Here is a 16,969-nt window from a genome sequence, read left to right on the forward strand (position 1 = left end):
TTTTTTTCTTCACTATTAATATGGAAATCCGCATATAATGTTATAGACTGTGTCAAAGCGCACCTCTCTTATTAAATTGATTTCGACAGAGAGTGATACAATTGTATGCCATAATAGGGGGATTTTATAGTGCAAATATACTAATTAAGGAGATAGCTTGAGTGTTTTTGCGTGTTTTTTTTCTTAAAAAGATTTGTCTTTACAGGTACGCAACGATGAAAGAAAGAAAATACAGCAATTTGCGAGAAATTGCGACTGATAAGTAGCCTCCATTTCTGACTGCACCAATTGCTAGAGGGAGTCTGTAGATAGTCAGTAGCGGTGGCTTCTTTAAAGTCTTGTACTTCTGCTTCCTCTTTGGCTTTCCTCCTTTTTCACGTGACAATCGGAGAGATCCTGGAGTGAGTATAGGACATCCCCTCTGCTGTGCGTAGCGTAGGCGGCTCTTATTGCGGCTCACGTTTGCCCCAGAGATAACTCTCTTATCGAGGTGAGGGATGAGAGGTGACTCATGTTTATCCCCTACATCAGTGAAGCTAAGCTTAGCGGTGTCACGATGTCGGGGCCTTTGTTTTGGTGCTTTCCCTTCCCTTCAAAGTCGGGAATCATTTAGAAGAAAAAGGAGTAAAGGATGAGTCGGATTGGATGCAAGGCTTTTATTTCCTCTTGCAGAGGATAATCTATTGACTTTTACGGACTTTTATTTGGGCGGAAATAGAGAATTGAGTAAATTTGTACGCAGATTTGAGTAAAATCCGTACAAGATTTGAGTAAAGTCCGCATGAGATTTGAGTAAAACCTGCACGAGAATTGAGTAAAATCCGAAAGAGAACATGAATTATATCCGCAAACAATATCACACGCTGAAAGCACGCATAGAAGAGCCAAGGCGTTTTATGCAAGTGTTGGTAGGACCGCGACAAGTGGGCAAAACAACGCTGGTGCATCAGGTGGTGCAAGCCATCAGTCTGCCTCATACGGTGGAAGTGGCTGATGCTGTTGACCCCAAAGACAGTGATTGGATACGCAGAGTGTGGGAAAGTGCGCGCACGACCATGCGACTGCGTGGTGAGAGCGAACGCTTGCTGGTGATAGACGAGGTGCAGAAGATAGACAACTGGAGTGAGGTGGTGAAGCGTGAATGGGACGAAGACACGCACCATGAGGTCAATCTCAAGGTGGTGTTGCTGGGGAGCAGTCGTTTGTTGATCAAGAAAGGGCTTACCGAATCGTTGGCAGGGCGTTTTGAACTGATTCGTCTGGGGCATTGGAGTTATCAAGAGATGCAGGATGCTTTTGGATTGTCGCTCGATGAGTATATTTATTTTGGCGGTTATCCTGGAGCTGCCACTTTGATCAAGGACGAAAAACGTTGGCGCAAGTACATCAAGGATGCGTTAGTGGCTCCTGCCATTGAAAAAGACGTGCTGATGACCTCCAACATCTACAAACCAGCCCTGATGAAACAACTGTTTGAGTTGGGATGTGGCTATTCTGCTGAGATGCTGTCGCTGACGAAACTGATGGGACAGCTGCAAGATGCTGGCAATGTGACCACCTTGGCTTCGTATCTTGAGATTCTCGACCAGTGTGCTTTGCTCACGGGATTGCAGAAGTATGCCAACGATGAGGCGCGAAAGCGGAGTTCCATCCCCAAATATCAAGTGTACAACAATGCTTTACTCACGGCATATAAAGGGAGGTCGTTTGAGATGGATCGCACCGATGCTAGGCTTTGGGGACGATGGGTGGAGAGTGCGGTGAGAGCACACTTGCTCGCCATGGCAGATGAGGCAAGCTTTGAGGTGTATTATTGGAGAGAGGCGGACAGCAGCAAGAAAACGCACGAGGTGGACTTCATTTGGGTGAACAATGGTGAGGTGATAGCCATAGAGGTGAAGAGTGGTCGCCGCACTATGAATTCTGGTTTGCCTGCTTTCGTCGAAATGTTTCACCCGAAGAAGTCTTTTGTGGTGGGTTCTGGCGGAATTTTATTGGAAGACTTTTTGAGTGCCGACATTAAGGTGCTGTTTGAGTGAGGGGTTTCACCACAACACACTGCGATAGCATACAAAAATGATGGGCTTAAGGTAAGCTACTTCACTCTGTTGGGAGGAGGAGCCATACCTTAAGCCCATTGTTGTGCGAAAAAGTGAGTGTATGAGTGCTCGCTAGTGGAGAGGAAGTCACATCACAGCAAGGGAATATCGATAATCACGGAGCATTGCTCGATTATCGGATGACCTTCTTGCCATTGACGATGAGGAGGCGAGGGGCAGCGGACGATGGCTGAGCGGCATCGGAGGGAGAGAGACGACGACCCGAGAGGTCGTAGATGCGAGGGACGGCGGGGGAGGAAAGTGAGGGAGCGGCTGCGGCGTTGGTGGAAGCATCGGCAGTGCCCCATGGGAGGGTGCGAATGGCAGTGATGGTGTTGTCGTTGAGATAAGTCACGCCCTTCGTTTTTTGCCAGTGATCCGCCTCTTGCACGAGGTAGGCAGCGCGAGCGCGGAGCCACGATTGCCAGTAGGACACGGCAGAAGCATAGGGATAAGGGCGCTCATAGCCCCAACGATCGTGGCCATACCACTGTTTCCAGTCGCGTTGCGCGGCAGTGCGCACGGAGGTTTCAAACTCTTCCACGTAAGCCGCGAGTTGGTCAATCTTGCCTTTCTCCACAAACTCGTGGCACACGCGCTGGTAGGCATCGCGGACGGACTGCGAGAGGAACATGGCGCGGAAAAACTCCTTGCCGCTCTTGTTGGGACCAGCTCCGAGCAGATAAGTCGAATCGGCTGGCGTGCCGAGATATTGGAAAGTGCCTTCGTAGCCAAATGCCCAGTCAACATCCCACACGGGTCCGAAGGTCCAGAGGGAAGAGGGCGAGAAAATGTCGGTTCTGTGCACGAAGGTGCTCTTGGGATGGCGAAGTTCGCGGTTGTCGCATAAAGCATTGACAAAGAAATAGCGCGCAAAGGCTTCGACATCCACCACTTCTTCCGCCTTACCAGCTTTGACCGCTGCGGTGAAACGGTTTACTTCGGAACGCAACTGGGCAGAAAAAGTCTTTTCCGCCTCCTTACCATAGGCTTTACTGTAGTCTTGGGCTTCGGGCGATTTGACACTCACGGGCAAACGGAAGTTGTCGTCTTTGTAAGTTCCGTCGTAGTCATCGAGTTCGAGGAGCGCCCCTTTGCTTTCGTCTTTGATTTTCACGCTGTTGGAGGCAGCATCCACTTGTTCGGTGAGGATGTATAAGCCACGATATTCCTGATTCACGTAGAGTTCTACAGGGAGCACGTGATTGGCTGCGACAGTGCCCACGAGTTGTGCCGCACGAAATCCGATGGGATTGGTGAGGAGCGAGCCTTTGATGGGCTGTGAGAGGAGCACCCATGCTTTGCCTTTTGCACCACCAAGGAGGGCATGGCTCTTGTCGAGCTTGAAACGATAGGGTTTCTTCTCGCCCATGCTCCAACTGGTGTTTCCGCGTCCTCTAAACTTGGCAGAGTCGGAGTGGTTGAGTGCAGGAAGGGCAGTGGAGGTGAGGGTGATTTTGGAGCGTCGCCAGGTCTTTTTGGCGGCGTGCACGTCTTGGAGGGTGAGCGGTGTGGCAAGGTCCACGTGGAGTTGTGCCACGGCAGCGATGTTGCTTTCGGCGCGAGTTTGAACCTCTTTCATAGCAGAAACGGAAGGTTGCGCTTGTGTTTTAAGACTAATTCCTACGAATGCGAACCAACCGCAGAGGAGTGGCAAGAGATGGCGAATTTTCATGGGAGAGTGGTGGAGAGGTAATAGGTTTAATGTTCCTTGGTTGCCAGGTTTGTCGGGGCAATTTAAAAGGGGAAATATCGGTTGCAAATGTAGCGCATTGTCGTGAAATACGCAAATCTCCGCGGGAGTTTTTGGAAGGGGAAATAGAGATTTTGTAAAAGGGACGTGTTGAAGGATAGAGGTGTGTCGGAGCGCATAGAGAAAGGAAGGCAAATCTCAACCCAACAGTGGCATGGAGCATGGATGTCGACAGAAGGCACACAAAAAAACTCCACCTTCTTTCGGGAGCTATGGGGATAGCGCGAAAGAAAGGTGGAGCGAACTAAACCTTAAACAACTATTATGAAAGAAAAAATGAATGCTATTTATTTTGCCGCATCCGCCTTGGGAGTAGTAGCGTCCGCTTTAGGAACTTCTACTTCCGCCTTTTTAGGAGCTGCCTTAGCTTTTACCGTAGTCTTCTTGGCAGTGGTAGCCGCTTTCTTGGCAGTTGTGGTCACCTTTTTAGTAGCTGTTGTGGACTTCTTCGAAGTTGTCGTGGTGGACTTGCCAGAGGCACCCGTTTGCTTTTCGAGACGACCGATGAGGTTTTTCAACTTCGCAATCTCCTTGTCGCGGATGGCGAGTTCGTCGCCCTGATTCTTGATGGTGGTCAAGAGCGAATTCAACTCATCGTTTTCGATTTCGAGAGGATAAAGATTGTTGACGCGGGTGATGAAGTCGCCCAGGATGTTCATGTAGTTGGTGAAGGCATCGTAGGGCGAGGAGTAAATGCCGCGATAGCCGCCGTAGCTGCTGGCTTTGGTGGAGATAAAGCGGAGGTTGTTGGAGGCTTGGAGATAGTCCCAGTCTTGGAGCAAACGCTTGTCGCCAGCGATGCGCACGCGATCTGCCACAGAGTAGAGTTTGTCGAGGGCTTCTTGTTGCATCACATTGCCAAGCCATGGAGAGAGGTCGCGCTCTTCGTCCACCCACGTGGTGGGATATTCCACCATCAAAGGACCAACGCTCTTGACGTTGTCGCAGATTTCGGAAGGCGTGGAGAAGGTGATGCCGCGCTGACGGAGCTGTTCGGGGAGCGCCTTGAAAAACTCGAGGATGTTGCTGGAGAGCGGTTGGAACATGCCCAAGGCGCAAAGCTCCATGAAGAGATTCACCACGGGTTCGTCGGCAGGTTGCTGGGCAATCCAGTCGGCATAAGTCTCGGCAAAGAGGGGATATTCGCTCCAAGAGTGGTCGTTGAAGCGATAGCTGATGTCTTCGGAGAGCGATGGATCGCGGAGGAGGAGCTTGAGTTTAGGATTGCGGCAGCAGTGATAGACGAAGTGTGGGCTCTTCCATCCGAGGGTTTGCTTGGCGCCTTCGGCAAGCATGCCTTTGAAGCCCATGTCAGCCACGAGTTCGCCAATGTCGTCGGAATACATGAGGCAGGAGTTGCGGAGCACCTTGGGCGTTTTGCCAAAGAGACTCTTGATTTTCTTGCTCACGCGCTCCACTTCTTGGCGGAAGCACTCAGGGCATTTGATGGAGGAGAAACCGTGGCTGTAGGGTTCGGCAAGGAATTCCACACAACCGGTTTGGTTGAGTTCGTCGAGGAGTTCGAGCACCTCGGGGCTATATTGTTCGAGGAGTTCGATGGCAGTGCCGGAGAGGGAGAAAGCGCACTTGAAATAGTCGCCATATTGGTGCGCCATTTCGATGAGCGCCTTGAGGGCAGGGATGTAGGAATGCTCTGCTGTCTCGGTGATGGAACGCTCGTTTTCGTAGTCATCGTAGTAGTAGTGGTCTGTGCCGATGTCGAAGAAGCGATAGCGTTTGAGGTGGATATTCTGGTGAATCTCGAAGTATAGGCAAACAGTCTTCATGAGAGAGAGGTTTAATGTGCGTGAATGGGGAGAAGGGTTGTGGATATGGGGCAGGTGAAAGGGCTATTTGTAGCGCGCGAGCACCTCATCATAGCAGCGACGGATGCGAAGTCCCACCTTTTCCCAAGTGATTTGGTCCACTTCCTTCTTACCTTCCGTTTGGAGGTATTCGAAGAGACCATCGTTGGTGCAGATGGAATACATGGCATCTGCCATGGCTTCGATGTCCCAATAGTCGGTTTTGATGCACTTGTCGAGGATTTCGGCACAGCCGCTCTGATAGGAGATGATGCTGGGCACGCCACATTGCATGGCTTCGAGGGGCGAAATGCCGAAGGGCTCCGACACGGAGGGCATGACATAGACATCGGAGTCGCGGAAGATCTCATAGACCTCCTTGCCCTTCATGAATCCGGGGAAGTGGAAGCGGTCGGCAATGCCACGCTGTGCGGCAAGATTGATCATCGCCTCCAGCATATCGCCCGAACCGGCGAAGCAGAAACGGATGTTTTGCGTGCGTTTGAGCACGAGGGCAGCGGCTTCCACGAAATACTCTGGACCCTTTTGCATGGTGATGCGGCCGAGGAAGGTGACCACCTTCTCTTTGCGCTCGTGGTGCGGCTTGCGATGGTCCACAATCGCTTGGATGTCTTGGGGCAGAGGATAGACGGCATTGTGCATGGCCACGCATTTGGCGGGATCTTGATGGTAGTGGTTGATCACCGTCTGGCGCGTGAGTTCCGACACGCACATGATGCAGTCGGCATGGTCCATACCGTCTTTCTCGATGGCATAGACGGTGGGGTTCACTTGTCCGCGAGAGCGGTCGAAGTCTGTGGCGTGCACGTGGACCACCAAGGGACGTCCGCTCACCTGCTTGGCGTGGATGCCAGCAGGATAGGTGAGCCAGTCGTGGGCGTGAATGATGTCATATTGCTGTTGTCGGGCGATGACACCAGCCACGATGGAGTAGTTGTTGATTTCCTCCTGCAAGTTGTCGGGATATTTGCCCGAAAACTCGATGCAACCCAAGTCGTTGGTTTGGCGATAGGAGAAATCAGCGTAGATGTTGTCGCGGAGGGCGTAGTATTGTTCGGGCGTCATGCGCGTGCCGAGGCGTTCTTTGACGTAGTCGTAGTCCACATCGCGCCACACGATGGGCGTTTCGCTCAGCCCGATGATGTTCATAAAACTTTTATCTTCGTCGCCCCAAGGCTTAGGAATGCAGAAGGTGATGTCCATGTCGGGCTGTTGCGCCATGCCAGCTGTGATGCCGTAGGACGCAGTGCCGAGTCCGCCTAGGATGTGGGGAGGAAATTCCCAACCAAACATGAGTACTTTCATATCGATGCTCGTTAATATGTAGATAAAAGGTTATGCTTCAGCGCGATGCTTCTCGAGGAGACGGATGGCACGCAGGATGCCGCTCACGTTCATGGCGAAGGAGATGGCGCCACGACCCGAGAAGGGTGGATTGCCGTCGAAGAGTTCGGGGATGGTGCCCACACAGTGGTAGAAGAGTTCTTCTTCAAAGCCGATGAGTTGTCGCTCGATGTAGTTCACGCCACTCATCTTGTAGACGCGCAAATAAGCCTCGAGATAGAAGCCGGTGAGCCATGGCCACGCGGTGCCTTGGTGGTAGGCGTAGTCGCGTTGCTGCTGATGTCCCACATAGTAGGGCGTGTAGCCTTCACTCTTGGGCGAGAGCGAACGGATGCCCTTGGGCGTTTTGAGTTCGCGGGTGCAGATGTCGAGCACGCCTTTGCGCTCCTTGAGGGTGAGGGGTGAGAAATCGAGGGCAATGGCAAGGAGCTGGTTGGGGCGCACCGACCAGTCGCAGGCTTGTCCATCGACATAGTCGAAGAGATAGCCATGCTCGTTGAGGAAGGTGCTGCGGAAGTTCGTTTCGAAGAGTTTGCACTCCTCCTCAATGCGCTCTGCCACCACGTGGTGCACGGGTTGGTCGCTGTCCACCAGCATTTGTTGGTAGAACTTCTTGGCATTATAATATAAGGCATTGAACTCCACGATGTAGCCCGAACGAGGGATGATGGGACGACCATACGCCTGAGAGTTCATCCACGTCACCGCCTTGTCGCGCCCATTGCTGTAGAGGAGTCCATTGTTGTGAGCGAAGAGATTGGGGTGTTTGCCCTCGAAGATGAACGACATCATGCGGTGGATGAGGTCGCCATAGCGAGAGAAACATTGCTGACGTCCCACGAACTTGGCATATTGTTGTAAGCACCACATTGCCCAAAGTAGGGTGTCGGGCTGTTCCACCTCGTAGAGTTGCACGGAGATTTCCTTGCCGTCCATGAAGTCGTTGAGGGCTTTGGCAGCGGTGTCCATGTATTTCTCAAACTGCTCCGTTTCACCGATGGCGAGCGTAAGTCCGGGCATGGAGATGAAGGTGTCGCGAGCACGGGCTTTGAACCATGGATAGCCAGCCACGAGATATTCTTCGCCACCAAGTTGTTGGCGGAATTGGTGGGCGGCATTCACCAAGCAGTGGTAGAAAGAGTCGCGGGAGTCGTGATTGACAATCTCACTTTCGATGAGGGGTTGCAACGATTTGGGGTCGCGTGCTGCGAGAGAAGCGGTGAAAACGATGCTTTCTCCCTTCTCGATGGGCATTTCAAAATAGCCTGGCACGAGGAGGTCTTCCGTTTCGCCGTAGCCACGCTCGCGCTCTTTGGGATAGTCAAATCCGCGATACCAGTCGGGACGGTGCACATAGTGTGCTTTGGGGCTGTCGAGCTGCATGAAGAGTTCGGGATAGCCGTCGTAGAGGCGCATGCTGATGCCTTGTTCCACGGGCTCTGCGTGCGTGTTGGCGCGTCCGTTCTCGTGGGTCCATTGACGCACGGAGCGGAAGGCTAAGAAGGGGTGCAAGCGGAGCGTGGTGGGCGAGTGGGCTTCGAGCAGGGTGTAGCGGATGAAGAGGCGGTCGCGCTCGGTGCGGAAGATGATTTCCTTCTTGAGGAGCACACCGCCGATGCGATAGATCCAAGTAGGCACTTTGTCCCACTCAAAACTAAGGATGTATTTATGACCCTTCGGACTGTAGTTTTCTCCGACAAATTTGTGAATACCGAGGTTGAATTCTGCTCCATGCTGGATGACGGTTTCATCGAGAGAAGAAAGGAGCACGTGGTTTTCATCGTCGATTTCTTGTACGGGCACGACAAAAAGTCCGTGATATTTGCGGATGTTGCAGCCCACGAGGGTGGAAGAGCAGTAGGCACCAGATTTGTTGGTGAGCAGAAACTCCTTCATGAGGGAGTCTTGCAGGTTGGTCATCTGCGTTTTGTCGAACTTCAGGAATGACATAGGCTGTATATTATGGTATTGTGTAGGATGGCGAAGGCGTCGCCTTGACGGAACAAGCTCAAAAAGCGTTAGTGCCTCTGCGTGGGTGTCCGTCTATTCTCACCCCAAAGTTAAGGAAAATCCTATGTTTTGAGAAATAATTCTCTCGGTTTTTTCTAGTTTTGTTGCAAAAAAATGAAGGAAAAGGAAAGGAAAGGACTTATAGAACAACTTTTCGGTTATATTTAGGTGTTATTTTATGTTTTATAGACAAGGTTTGAAAGGTGGAATTTGCAAAAGTAGCGGGAAATGGTGCTTTCGTTTCCTAAAATTTTGAGCTCTGCGTGCTTCTAGTTTGCGGACAATGCGCCCTGCGTTTTCTTAGAATGTTGTGTAAGGACTAGAATAGACCGTTGTGCAAGGATTGAAATGTGGCGAGCAATCCCCGCTATGTTGGCGTGAAAATGCCCAACGCGGAAGTGAGCCGACTTCAGGTTGTGGGAGAAGTTTGTGGCATTTCCCTTGCGCCTGGTCTTTAGGTTTCGTGCCAATGGTATAAAAATCCCCCGAAAGCTCATCTGATTCCCTGCGGATCATCTTCAGATTCCCCTCGAATGTCGCAGGTTGTCGAGAAAAGCTGGGAAATTCCTCGAAAAACGTCGGAGCTTTCTCAAAAAACGTGGGACTTTTTTCCAAAAACGTGGGAGATAATTTGGAAAATGTGGGAGCTTTTTTAAGAAGTGTCGGAGAAAAAACAAGGACGGAACTAGGACTGATGTGATTTGCTTGAGAAAGATGGAGCGTCCTCTCCTATGAAATATGTAGGTGTCGCAACGAAAACTTTGGAAATTCAAAATATATGTGTAAATTTGTGCGCGTAAGTTGTTTCCTTGTCTTCTATAACATTCGGTTGCCTACTTACGTAGTGGTCGAACTGAAGATGACACCCATCAAACCCCACTACATGGGACAACTAAACTTCTACATCTTTGTAGTAGATGACACGCTACGTGGCGAACACGACAACAAGACTATCGGATTGCTCCTTTGCAATGGAGGAGATAAGGTGGTGGCGCAATATGCCTTCTCTGGCTACGAACTGCGCATCGGTGTTTGTAATTGAGCAGATAGTTTTTGTTATCTCTCGTGTTTTGTTGGCAGCTTGTTTGTCGTTCTTTCTCGACGTAGTCCGCTATGCTAAAAACAACCAACAAACTGCTCAAGAATCTAACGAAATCAGTTAGAATCAAATGACTGATGAGTAAAAAGAAGAGAACATTATATGAATGTAGATTTATTTGATTTAGAAAGATTCGTAACGGCACAAGACGCCCATGATGTGTATCATACCGCTTTACAAGAGGTAAAGGATGGTTTGAAACGGTCGCACTGGATGTGGTTTGTGTTTCCGCAAATCCAGGGATTAGGCCATAGTAGCATGGCGCAGAAATATGGTATCCACTCTCTTCTTGAAGCAAAAGCCTATCTTGCGCATGACACATTAGGCAAACGTTTGCGTGAAATGACGAAGGCTTTGCCTCTCCATGGTGATGCGGAAGACATTTTCGGAAAGATAGATGCTATGAAGTTGCGTTCCTGTCTGACTTTATTTGACCTCGTTGCTCCCGATGACGTTTTCGCTGACTTTTTGGACAACTATTTCAACAAGGAGCGTTGTCAGAAAACGCTGGTGACGGTATCGTCGGAGTTAGCTTATTACGAGCATGAAGATGCCTTCAAAAGAAATGGCATCACAGCAGCACCAAGCGCCTTTTGGGAAGGCGTTGAGGGCTCAGAGTCCTTGACAGACAACCACTATGTCGGAACATTATTGGACTTGTTCGGGCGAGGTGAAACATTGCGAATGCTTGTTTCTGGTTATTTGTGGCATAAGAGTGCTTTCTCTGTGCGTAGCGTTTCAAATATCAAGCACCAGATATTGAGCTATATGAGCAGCATCTTTCAAAGAATTCCGGAAAATGCTAAGTTCTCTGTAGATGGTGTTTCAAAGATAAGGCTTCAGATTTTGAGCTACATGAGAAGTATCTTCCAAAGAGTTCCGGATAATGCTAAGAACGGTGACTTGTGTAATGAACTGCATGCAATATACAGCCGCTATGAAAGGGCAGAAGATAGTCAGTTGTTTGAAATGGTGGATGCCCTCGACGTGTTTTTGAAAGAACATTGTGAAGATGACTGTGTAAAAGCGGTGATTGATACGCTAAAGAAAGATTCTTTGTGCAAGCCCATAGAAGAATCCGGGGTGCGCATATATAATGGTGCTGTTCGTCCGGAGTATACTCCAGATGCTATCTCCTCACTGAAAGCAGATGAAGTGTTTGTCTTTGGAAGCAACCTTGATGGACGCCATGGAGGTGGAGCTGCTAGAGCAGCCATGAATAAGTTTGGGGCTATCTGGGGGCAAGGTGTAGGTCTGCAAGGTCAGAGCTATGCGATACCCTCCATGCAGGGTGGTGTAGAAACCATTAAGCCCTATGTAGACCAATTTATAGCCTTTGCCCAGGAGCATACCGAATTGTTTTTCTATGTCACACGTATTGGCTGTGGCATTGCTGGTTTCAAAGACAGAGATATTGCCCCTTTGTTCAAGGAGGCTATGAGCATGAGCAATGTTTGTCTGCCAGGAAGCTTCGTCGAAGAAAACAAAAACACCGCTAGTCCTGAAGTTCCGCAAGAACTTTTGACCATGATGTACGGACAGGTGAGAACGTTGATAGACCTTTTAAAAGCACTGAATAAGCAGGAGCCAATCAAAAGTCGTGATGATGCAAGAGAACGTCTAGCGAAGATTATAGAAGGTAATGTTCGCTATGGTGATGACTATGCATTCATGGCTTTGAGAACAATCTGGTGTATTATGAGCAAATACGAAGATAAAGGTTCGAAAGTGGATATTGAACAGCTGGAGAAGGATATGCTATTCTTCCATGACCGCAACGAATATCTTAAAACGCATGATATAGACCAGATATTGTACAATTATTCTGTGCGCAAAATGGTCAAATACATTCAGTTCTTGAATGAGTTCAGGAGATACAAAGACTATAAATTGATTCGGAAGGATTTGCGATCAATACCAGCAAGTCACTGTAGTAGTAATGATCCACAATATTATTATAGTTTCAATGAATATACAATCGATAGCCTCTGGCATATTCTACGCTATGAATGGAATAGCGTAACGAAGAATGGACAGTTAGACAATGATCTTCTTGAAGAAGTGGCGTTGGGAAGATTCGATAACATGGTCAAAGCGCATGGATTAAAAGAAACGATTCGCCTTGCTTATCGTGAAATGCCATGTTACCCAGGTGTTCAGTTCCCCAAAGCACGCGAAGAAGGCACTGCTTGGGGACCATCTTATCTAATCGAAGGGAATCATATAGAGAAGGGTTGCTCTGATTTCAGGTGTTGGCCATGGTCGGATACTAGTTTTGAAATGAAATTTGCGCGTGGACTTCTGGAAAGAGACAAGAATTACATGGGTGTCAAGACAGAACGTCTAGGTAGATTGTATCTTCCTATATCTGATTACACCCTACCAGTGTATTCACTACAATATGGAAAGGTGCGCTTTGAGAGTCAGGAAGAGAAAATAGAATTTATCGAAGCCTATAAAACAGGAAGAAATGCTGATTGACTTTAGGGGAAAATGTATTTCTGTCAAAGAGTTTGATTGCCAACTTGGAAATCAACCGAAAGCGCGCATCGCTCCCTTTGTGAACCTTTTTGTGAAGGTAACAAAGGGGTGCAATGCCAAGTGTTTGTTTTGTAGCAATGCTGGAGCTTTGGAAGTTCAGTCTCCATTCAGTATCCCCAAATTGATAGATATCGTCAAGGGGTTAAAGGAGTCTGGTGTTAGGGTGGGCAGAGTCAATATTACAGGTGGTGAGCCGTCGGTTGTTTCTCCATTGGTGGAAGATATCCTTTCAGGGATGAGTGCCCCGGAAACGTCTGACGTTCACATGCATCTCAACACTAATGGGCTGCTTCCTCAGTCACAAGAATTGATGAGGCATCCACGATGGGATAGCATATCAATGTCTTTGCATCATTATGACACGAAAAAACTATCTGAGTTATATGGATGCAGAATAGCTGAAAGTGCATTTGGTTTTGAGGGAATCAACCTACAAAAATTAAACTCCAGTTGTAATCTCATCAGAGGCTACATAGACAATGCTGAAGAAGCTCATAAGATGCTTGACTTCAACCTCGATTTAGGCATTCCTCGTATCGGTTTTGTAGCATTGATGAAGGTGAATGATTATTGTGCGAATCATTTTGTAGGCTTTGAGGATATTCATTTGGAAAGCATTCCACACGTCTATTTCACGAAGTCCTTGTGCAGGGGAAGTGATTGTAAGTGTAGCAATTATCTGTATAACCGTGACCTGAAAATCCTAGAGATATACATGCGCAATTATTCGAATCCGCATTATTGCGAATCTTCCCTTGTATATGACGGCGAATATCTACGCCAAGGATTTCATCAGGACAATATAATATATTAAGCAAAATGACAATAGCCGAGTTGTTTCAGCTAAGAAAGAACGATCCTCGTTGGAACACGTCTTACCCACTCGATCCATCTGATTGGGAGGATTATCGTGTGCCAGGTTCGCTGCCTTTCGAGCATGATAGCCGTCTGTCATTTTACATTCATATACCTTTTTGCAAGCAACTGTGTTCATTCTGCGAATACACTCGGATGATTTGCCCCGATGAAAGCGTACAAAGGGAATATCTGTTTGCAATAGCTCATGACATAAAGCATTTCCGAGAGAAATATCCCGATATTACCTTGCTCGGATTTGACATCGGAGGAGGAACGCCGACAGCGCTGTCTGAGAAAAACTTCGCCTTGCTGATGCAAATATACCAGACAGCCATTTCTGGACTGAAGATGGCTGACAACTATGAACCCAGCCTAGAAGGCACGTTCAATACACTCTCAGAACAGAAGTTGGATGATATGGCAAAAATGGGTATTCATAGACTATCATTGGGTGTGCAATCTTCTTGCAATGCCGTTTTGTCTCAACATCAAAGAGGAAATTCCAGTGAAGCCATGATGTCTTCGTGGTTGAAAAAAGCATGGAATAAAGGAGTCAAGAAGGTGAACCTTGACTTCATGTATGGACTTAAGGGGCAAAACGAATCAACGATTCAGCAAGACTTGGAACTCATTGGTCGGCTACAACCACAACAGGTTACATTATATGAATTAAGGACCAATATGATTTCGGCTGAGGAGACGTTTACCAAGGAAGAGTTGTATGCCCAATACGTTCACTATTTCGATGGACTGCTTGCCATGGGGTATAAGTCTCGATTTGGACAAAACACGTTCTCTGTAGACGCTGCCGACGAAGGAGTGTCGTCTTATCTTCGGGAAAGAATGCTCAACGGAGCTGCCTATAAGGGCTTTGGAATGGCTGCCCAAAGCATGAGTTCCTCAGGCATTGCATATAATGTGGGAAAACTTGAGAGTGTGCCGCAAAAAGAACTAAGACTTGAAGGTTATCCAGAACTGTTTACCTACTTGTTGCCTTCTAATGAACTGGCATCCAAATACATGGCGATATCCGCCTATAATGGTTCTTTTTCGATAAACAGATTGAAAGACTTGGGGGTTAGTGACAACAGTCTGAATGAGATACTTGATTTCTGTATGGGTAAAGGACTCTTATACAAGGGAGACTCTGACCGAGTGTTTGTTTCCAGAAAAGGATTCGTGCATTATGGAGCATTGTTTTCATTGTTTTATCCGACTCAATTCGGACAAAAAGCCTCGCTCATCGCTCTCGAAAGAGGATAAGCGAGGCTTTGTGTGTGGAGAAAGACCTTACCCCTCAATAGAGATTTACACCTCAATGTTGTACCATCCGTGCCAAGAGCCGCCTGGACTGGCGTGCTGCACGTGCGGACGGTCTTGCCATTCGCCAGAGAAACCTTGTGGATCGGGCAAACCATACCACGGTTCGCAGCAGATGAAGGGCGCAGGTTGGTTGGTTGGCGCCCACACCAGCCAAGCCGGAGCGGAGGACACCACGCGGGCAAAGCGTTGTTCCTTGTCGTCGAGCACGTGAACCGCTGTCACTTGGTGCTGGTCGAAAATCAAAGCCTCATGGGCAAAGGTTTCGATGGTGAGGGGCACGAGCGCATTGAAGTGGTGATTGCTCGCTAAGGCGCGTGAGGTAGCGGCATCTTTGTTCCAGGGGATGTGCACGCGTTGCGGTTCGGTGCAACCTTGTGTTGAGGCGCGCAACAGGCTGTGTGGCGTGCCCTCAAGGCGCAGATAGCCCACGGGCTTGTGGTTGGTGGAGGCAGGCGCAGGCACAAGGGAGAAAGGATTGACCTCTTGTGTCACCTGTTGGCCTTCGTGTCGCAAGGGAGCTGGGAGGACGATGGAGGGGTGTCCGCCCAGTTGGAACCACATGGTCGAAGCCGACGAGAGATTTTTGACGATGAAGTCCACGTGGAGGGTGCGATGATGGAGCGAGTAGGTGACTTCCAATCGGAAGGGCCAGGGAAAATGTTCCAGGTCTTCGGGCGTGTTTTGCACGGCAAGGGTCACACTGTCTTGATGCTGCTCCACCACAGTCCATTGGCGTTTGCGCACGAGCCCGTGTTTGGGGATGTGATATTCGCGTCCTTCGTGTCGGAGGGTGCCATTCCACGCACTGCCCACGATGGGGAAGAGGATGGGAGAGTGTCCGCTCCAGAAAGTTTCGTCGCCATGCCAGATGATGGCTCTTCCACTGTCGATGAGGTGGAGTGAGTGCATCTCAGCACCTAGTGTCGAGATGGTGGCTCTGAGGTGGGTGTTGTGAATGGTCAGCATAAGCATAAAGTCTTATGGTGTGGCACATCCACCGCCAAAACGATGGAGAGCCCCAACCTGAAGTGAAATAAAAAGGAGAGCTCCAACGAGAACCGTGCTAGAAGGGGGCTAGTTGGAAAATCGTTTTCGGTAGTCGAGTGGAGAGAGTCCTGTGAGGTTTTTGAAGTAGCGTCCCATGAAACTCTGTGTGGTGAAGTTGAGTTGTTGCGCAATTTGTTTGACGCTCATGTCGGTATTGCGCAGGAGTGATTTGATTTCCATCACCACCATGATTGAGATCCATTGTCCCACGGTGCGTCCGCTCACGGTTTTCACCACTTCCGAGAGATATTTAGGGGTGAGCGAAAGATTTTCGGCATACCATGCCACCTCTCGTTCGTCCATATAGTTAGAGGCGAGGAGCTGCATGAAGTGGTAGAAGAGATTGTAGGTGCGTGAGTTGTAGTGCTCCTCTCGTGGTGCGCGCTTTTCCATCATGCGGCAGACGTCGAGATAAAACACCTGCAAGATGGCTTGTATGAGTTCTTGTCTGAAGACCTCCCCGTCGGATGCCAATCGATGTTTGAGGAGCGCATATCCGCCTTTGATGATTTCCCTCTCCTCTTGGGTGAGCGACATGATGGGATGTCGCATGAGAAAGATGAGATAGGGCCATAGATAGCGCATGGTCATGAGCGACTCTTGCACGAACTCCTGGCTCTGGAAGAGGGCGATGCCTTGAAAATCTTCGCTTTTGTGGAAGTGATCGATGGTTTGTCTGCCGAAGGTGATGAAGAGGTCGCCTTCGGTGACGTGGCATTCTTTGCCATTGAGCACAAACTGTGCAAAACCTTGTGTGCAGGCGGCAATGGTGAAGAAGGATGTACGGATGGCCACCTGCGATAGATCCACGTCTCCGAGCCTTTCTACGATGAGCAAGTCGTCTCCGTGCAAGGTGATTTCTTGGGCGTAAGGCCGGAGATCGTCAAATCTGAGGTTTTGAAGGGTGTTCGCCAGTTCTTTCATAGGTTACCAATCGCTTTATTCGGTGGAAAACTTCAAGGATGTGTTGCTGGCAAATTTATGCGATAAGTTCGAAAGTGCCAAACTTTTTTCCGCAAATTTCCACGAATCGGGCAAAATATCAGCAATTTTCTACTAATGCCGCATA

General features: G+C 49.0%; 9 protein-coding genes and 3 pseudogenes. 6 read left to right on the top strand and 6 right to left on the bottom strand.

Features of this window, described 5'->3' with window-relative positions; genetic code table 11:
* Positions 1–833 precede the first annotated feature (833 nt).
* A complete protein-coding gene (locus BQ2633_RS09280; protein WP_075566659.1) occupies positions 834–2,039 on the top strand; it encodes an ATP-binding protein in 1,206 nt (401 codons plus the stop codon).
* Positions 2,040–2,232: 193 nt separating this feature from the next.
* Here BQ2633_RS09280 and BQ2633_RS09285 read toward each other — a convergent pair whose 3' ends face one another.
* The 4 genes from BQ2633_RS09285 to BQ2633_RS09300 form a co-directional block, all read right to left on the bottom strand.
* On the bottom strand, positions 2,233–3,774 hold the full coding sequence (locus tag BQ2633_RS09285; protein ID WP_075566661.1) for a CotH kinase family protein: 1,542 nt from the start codon (positions 3,772–3,774) through the stop codon (positions 2,233–2,235).
* Between the two features lie 365 nt (positions 3,775–4,139).
* Positions 4,140–5,639, bottom strand: coding sequence for a glycoside hydrolase family 57 protein (locus tag BQ2633_RS09290; RefSeq protein ID WP_075566663.1), 1,500 nt, complete (start codon positions 5,637–5,639; stop codon positions 4,140–4,142).
* Positions 5,640–5,702: 63 nt separating this feature from the next.
* The gene (locus BQ2633_RS09295) at positions 5,703–6,983 is read right to left on the bottom strand and encodes a glycosyltransferase (protein WP_075566664.1); all 1,281 of its coding nucleotides are present in this window, start codon (positions 6,981–6,983) and stop codon (positions 5,703–5,705) included.
* A gap of 30 nt (positions 6,984–7,013) precedes the next feature.
* Positions 7,014–8,972, bottom strand: coding sequence for a glycogen debranching enzyme N-terminal domain-containing protein (locus BQ2633_RS09300; protein WP_176720116.1), 1,959 nt, complete (start codon positions 8,970–8,972; stop codon positions 7,014–7,016).
* A gap of 868 nt (positions 8,973–9,840) precedes the next feature.
* Between BQ2633_RS09300 and BQ2633_RS09305 the strand changes: the two are divergent.
* The 5 genes and pseudogenes from BQ2633_RS09305 to BQ2633_RS09325 form a co-directional block, all read left to right on the top strand.
* A pseudogene (locus BQ2633_RS09305) lies at positions 9,841–10,065 on the top strand (PDDEXK nuclease domain-containing protein); the annotation flags it as partial.
* A 168-nt stretch (positions 10,066–10,233) separates the two neighbouring features.
* Positions 10,234–10,632, top strand: a pseudogene (locus BQ2633_RS09310) (DUF1810 domain-containing protein); the annotation flags it as partial.
* Positions 10,633–11,220: 588 nt separating this feature from the next.
* Positions 11,221–11,604 (top strand): annotated as a pseudogene (locus BQ2633_RS09315) (A1S_2505 family phage non-structural protein); the annotation flags it as partial.
* A gap of 997 nt (positions 11,605–12,601) precedes the next feature.
* A complete protein-coding gene (locus BQ2633_RS09320; protein WP_075566665.1) occupies positions 12,602–13,486 on the top strand; it encodes a radical SAM family protein in 885 nt (294 codons plus the stop codon).
* Positions 13,487–13,491: 5 nt separating this feature from the next.
* Positions 13,492–14,793: a radical SAM protein gene (locus BQ2633_RS09325; RefSeq protein WP_075566666.1), complete on the top strand. Its 1,302-nt coding sequence runs from the start codon at positions 13,492–13,494 to the stop codon at positions 14,791–14,793.
* Positions 14,794–14,838: 45 nt separating this feature from the next.
* Here BQ2633_RS09325 and BQ2633_RS09330 read toward each other — a convergent pair whose 3' ends face one another.
* Positions 14,839–15,819, bottom strand: a complete 981-nt coding sequence (locus tag BQ2633_RS09330) for an aldose epimerase family protein (RefSeq protein ID WP_075566667.1) — start codon at positions 15,817–15,819, stop codon at positions 14,839–14,841.
* 108 nt (positions 15,820–15,927) lie between these two features.
* Positions 15,928–16,824: an AraC family transcriptional regulator gene (locus BQ2633_RS09335; protein WP_075566668.1), complete on the bottom strand. Its 897-nt coding sequence runs from the start codon at positions 16,822–16,824 to the stop codon at positions 15,928–15,930.
* Between the last annotated feature and the right edge of the window lie 145 nt (positions 16,825–16,969).

Source organism: Ihuprevotella massiliensis, from assembly GCA_900095835.1.
GTDB lineage: Bacteria > Bacteroidota > Bacteroidia > Bacteroidales > Bacteroidaceae > Alloprevotella > Alloprevotella massiliensis.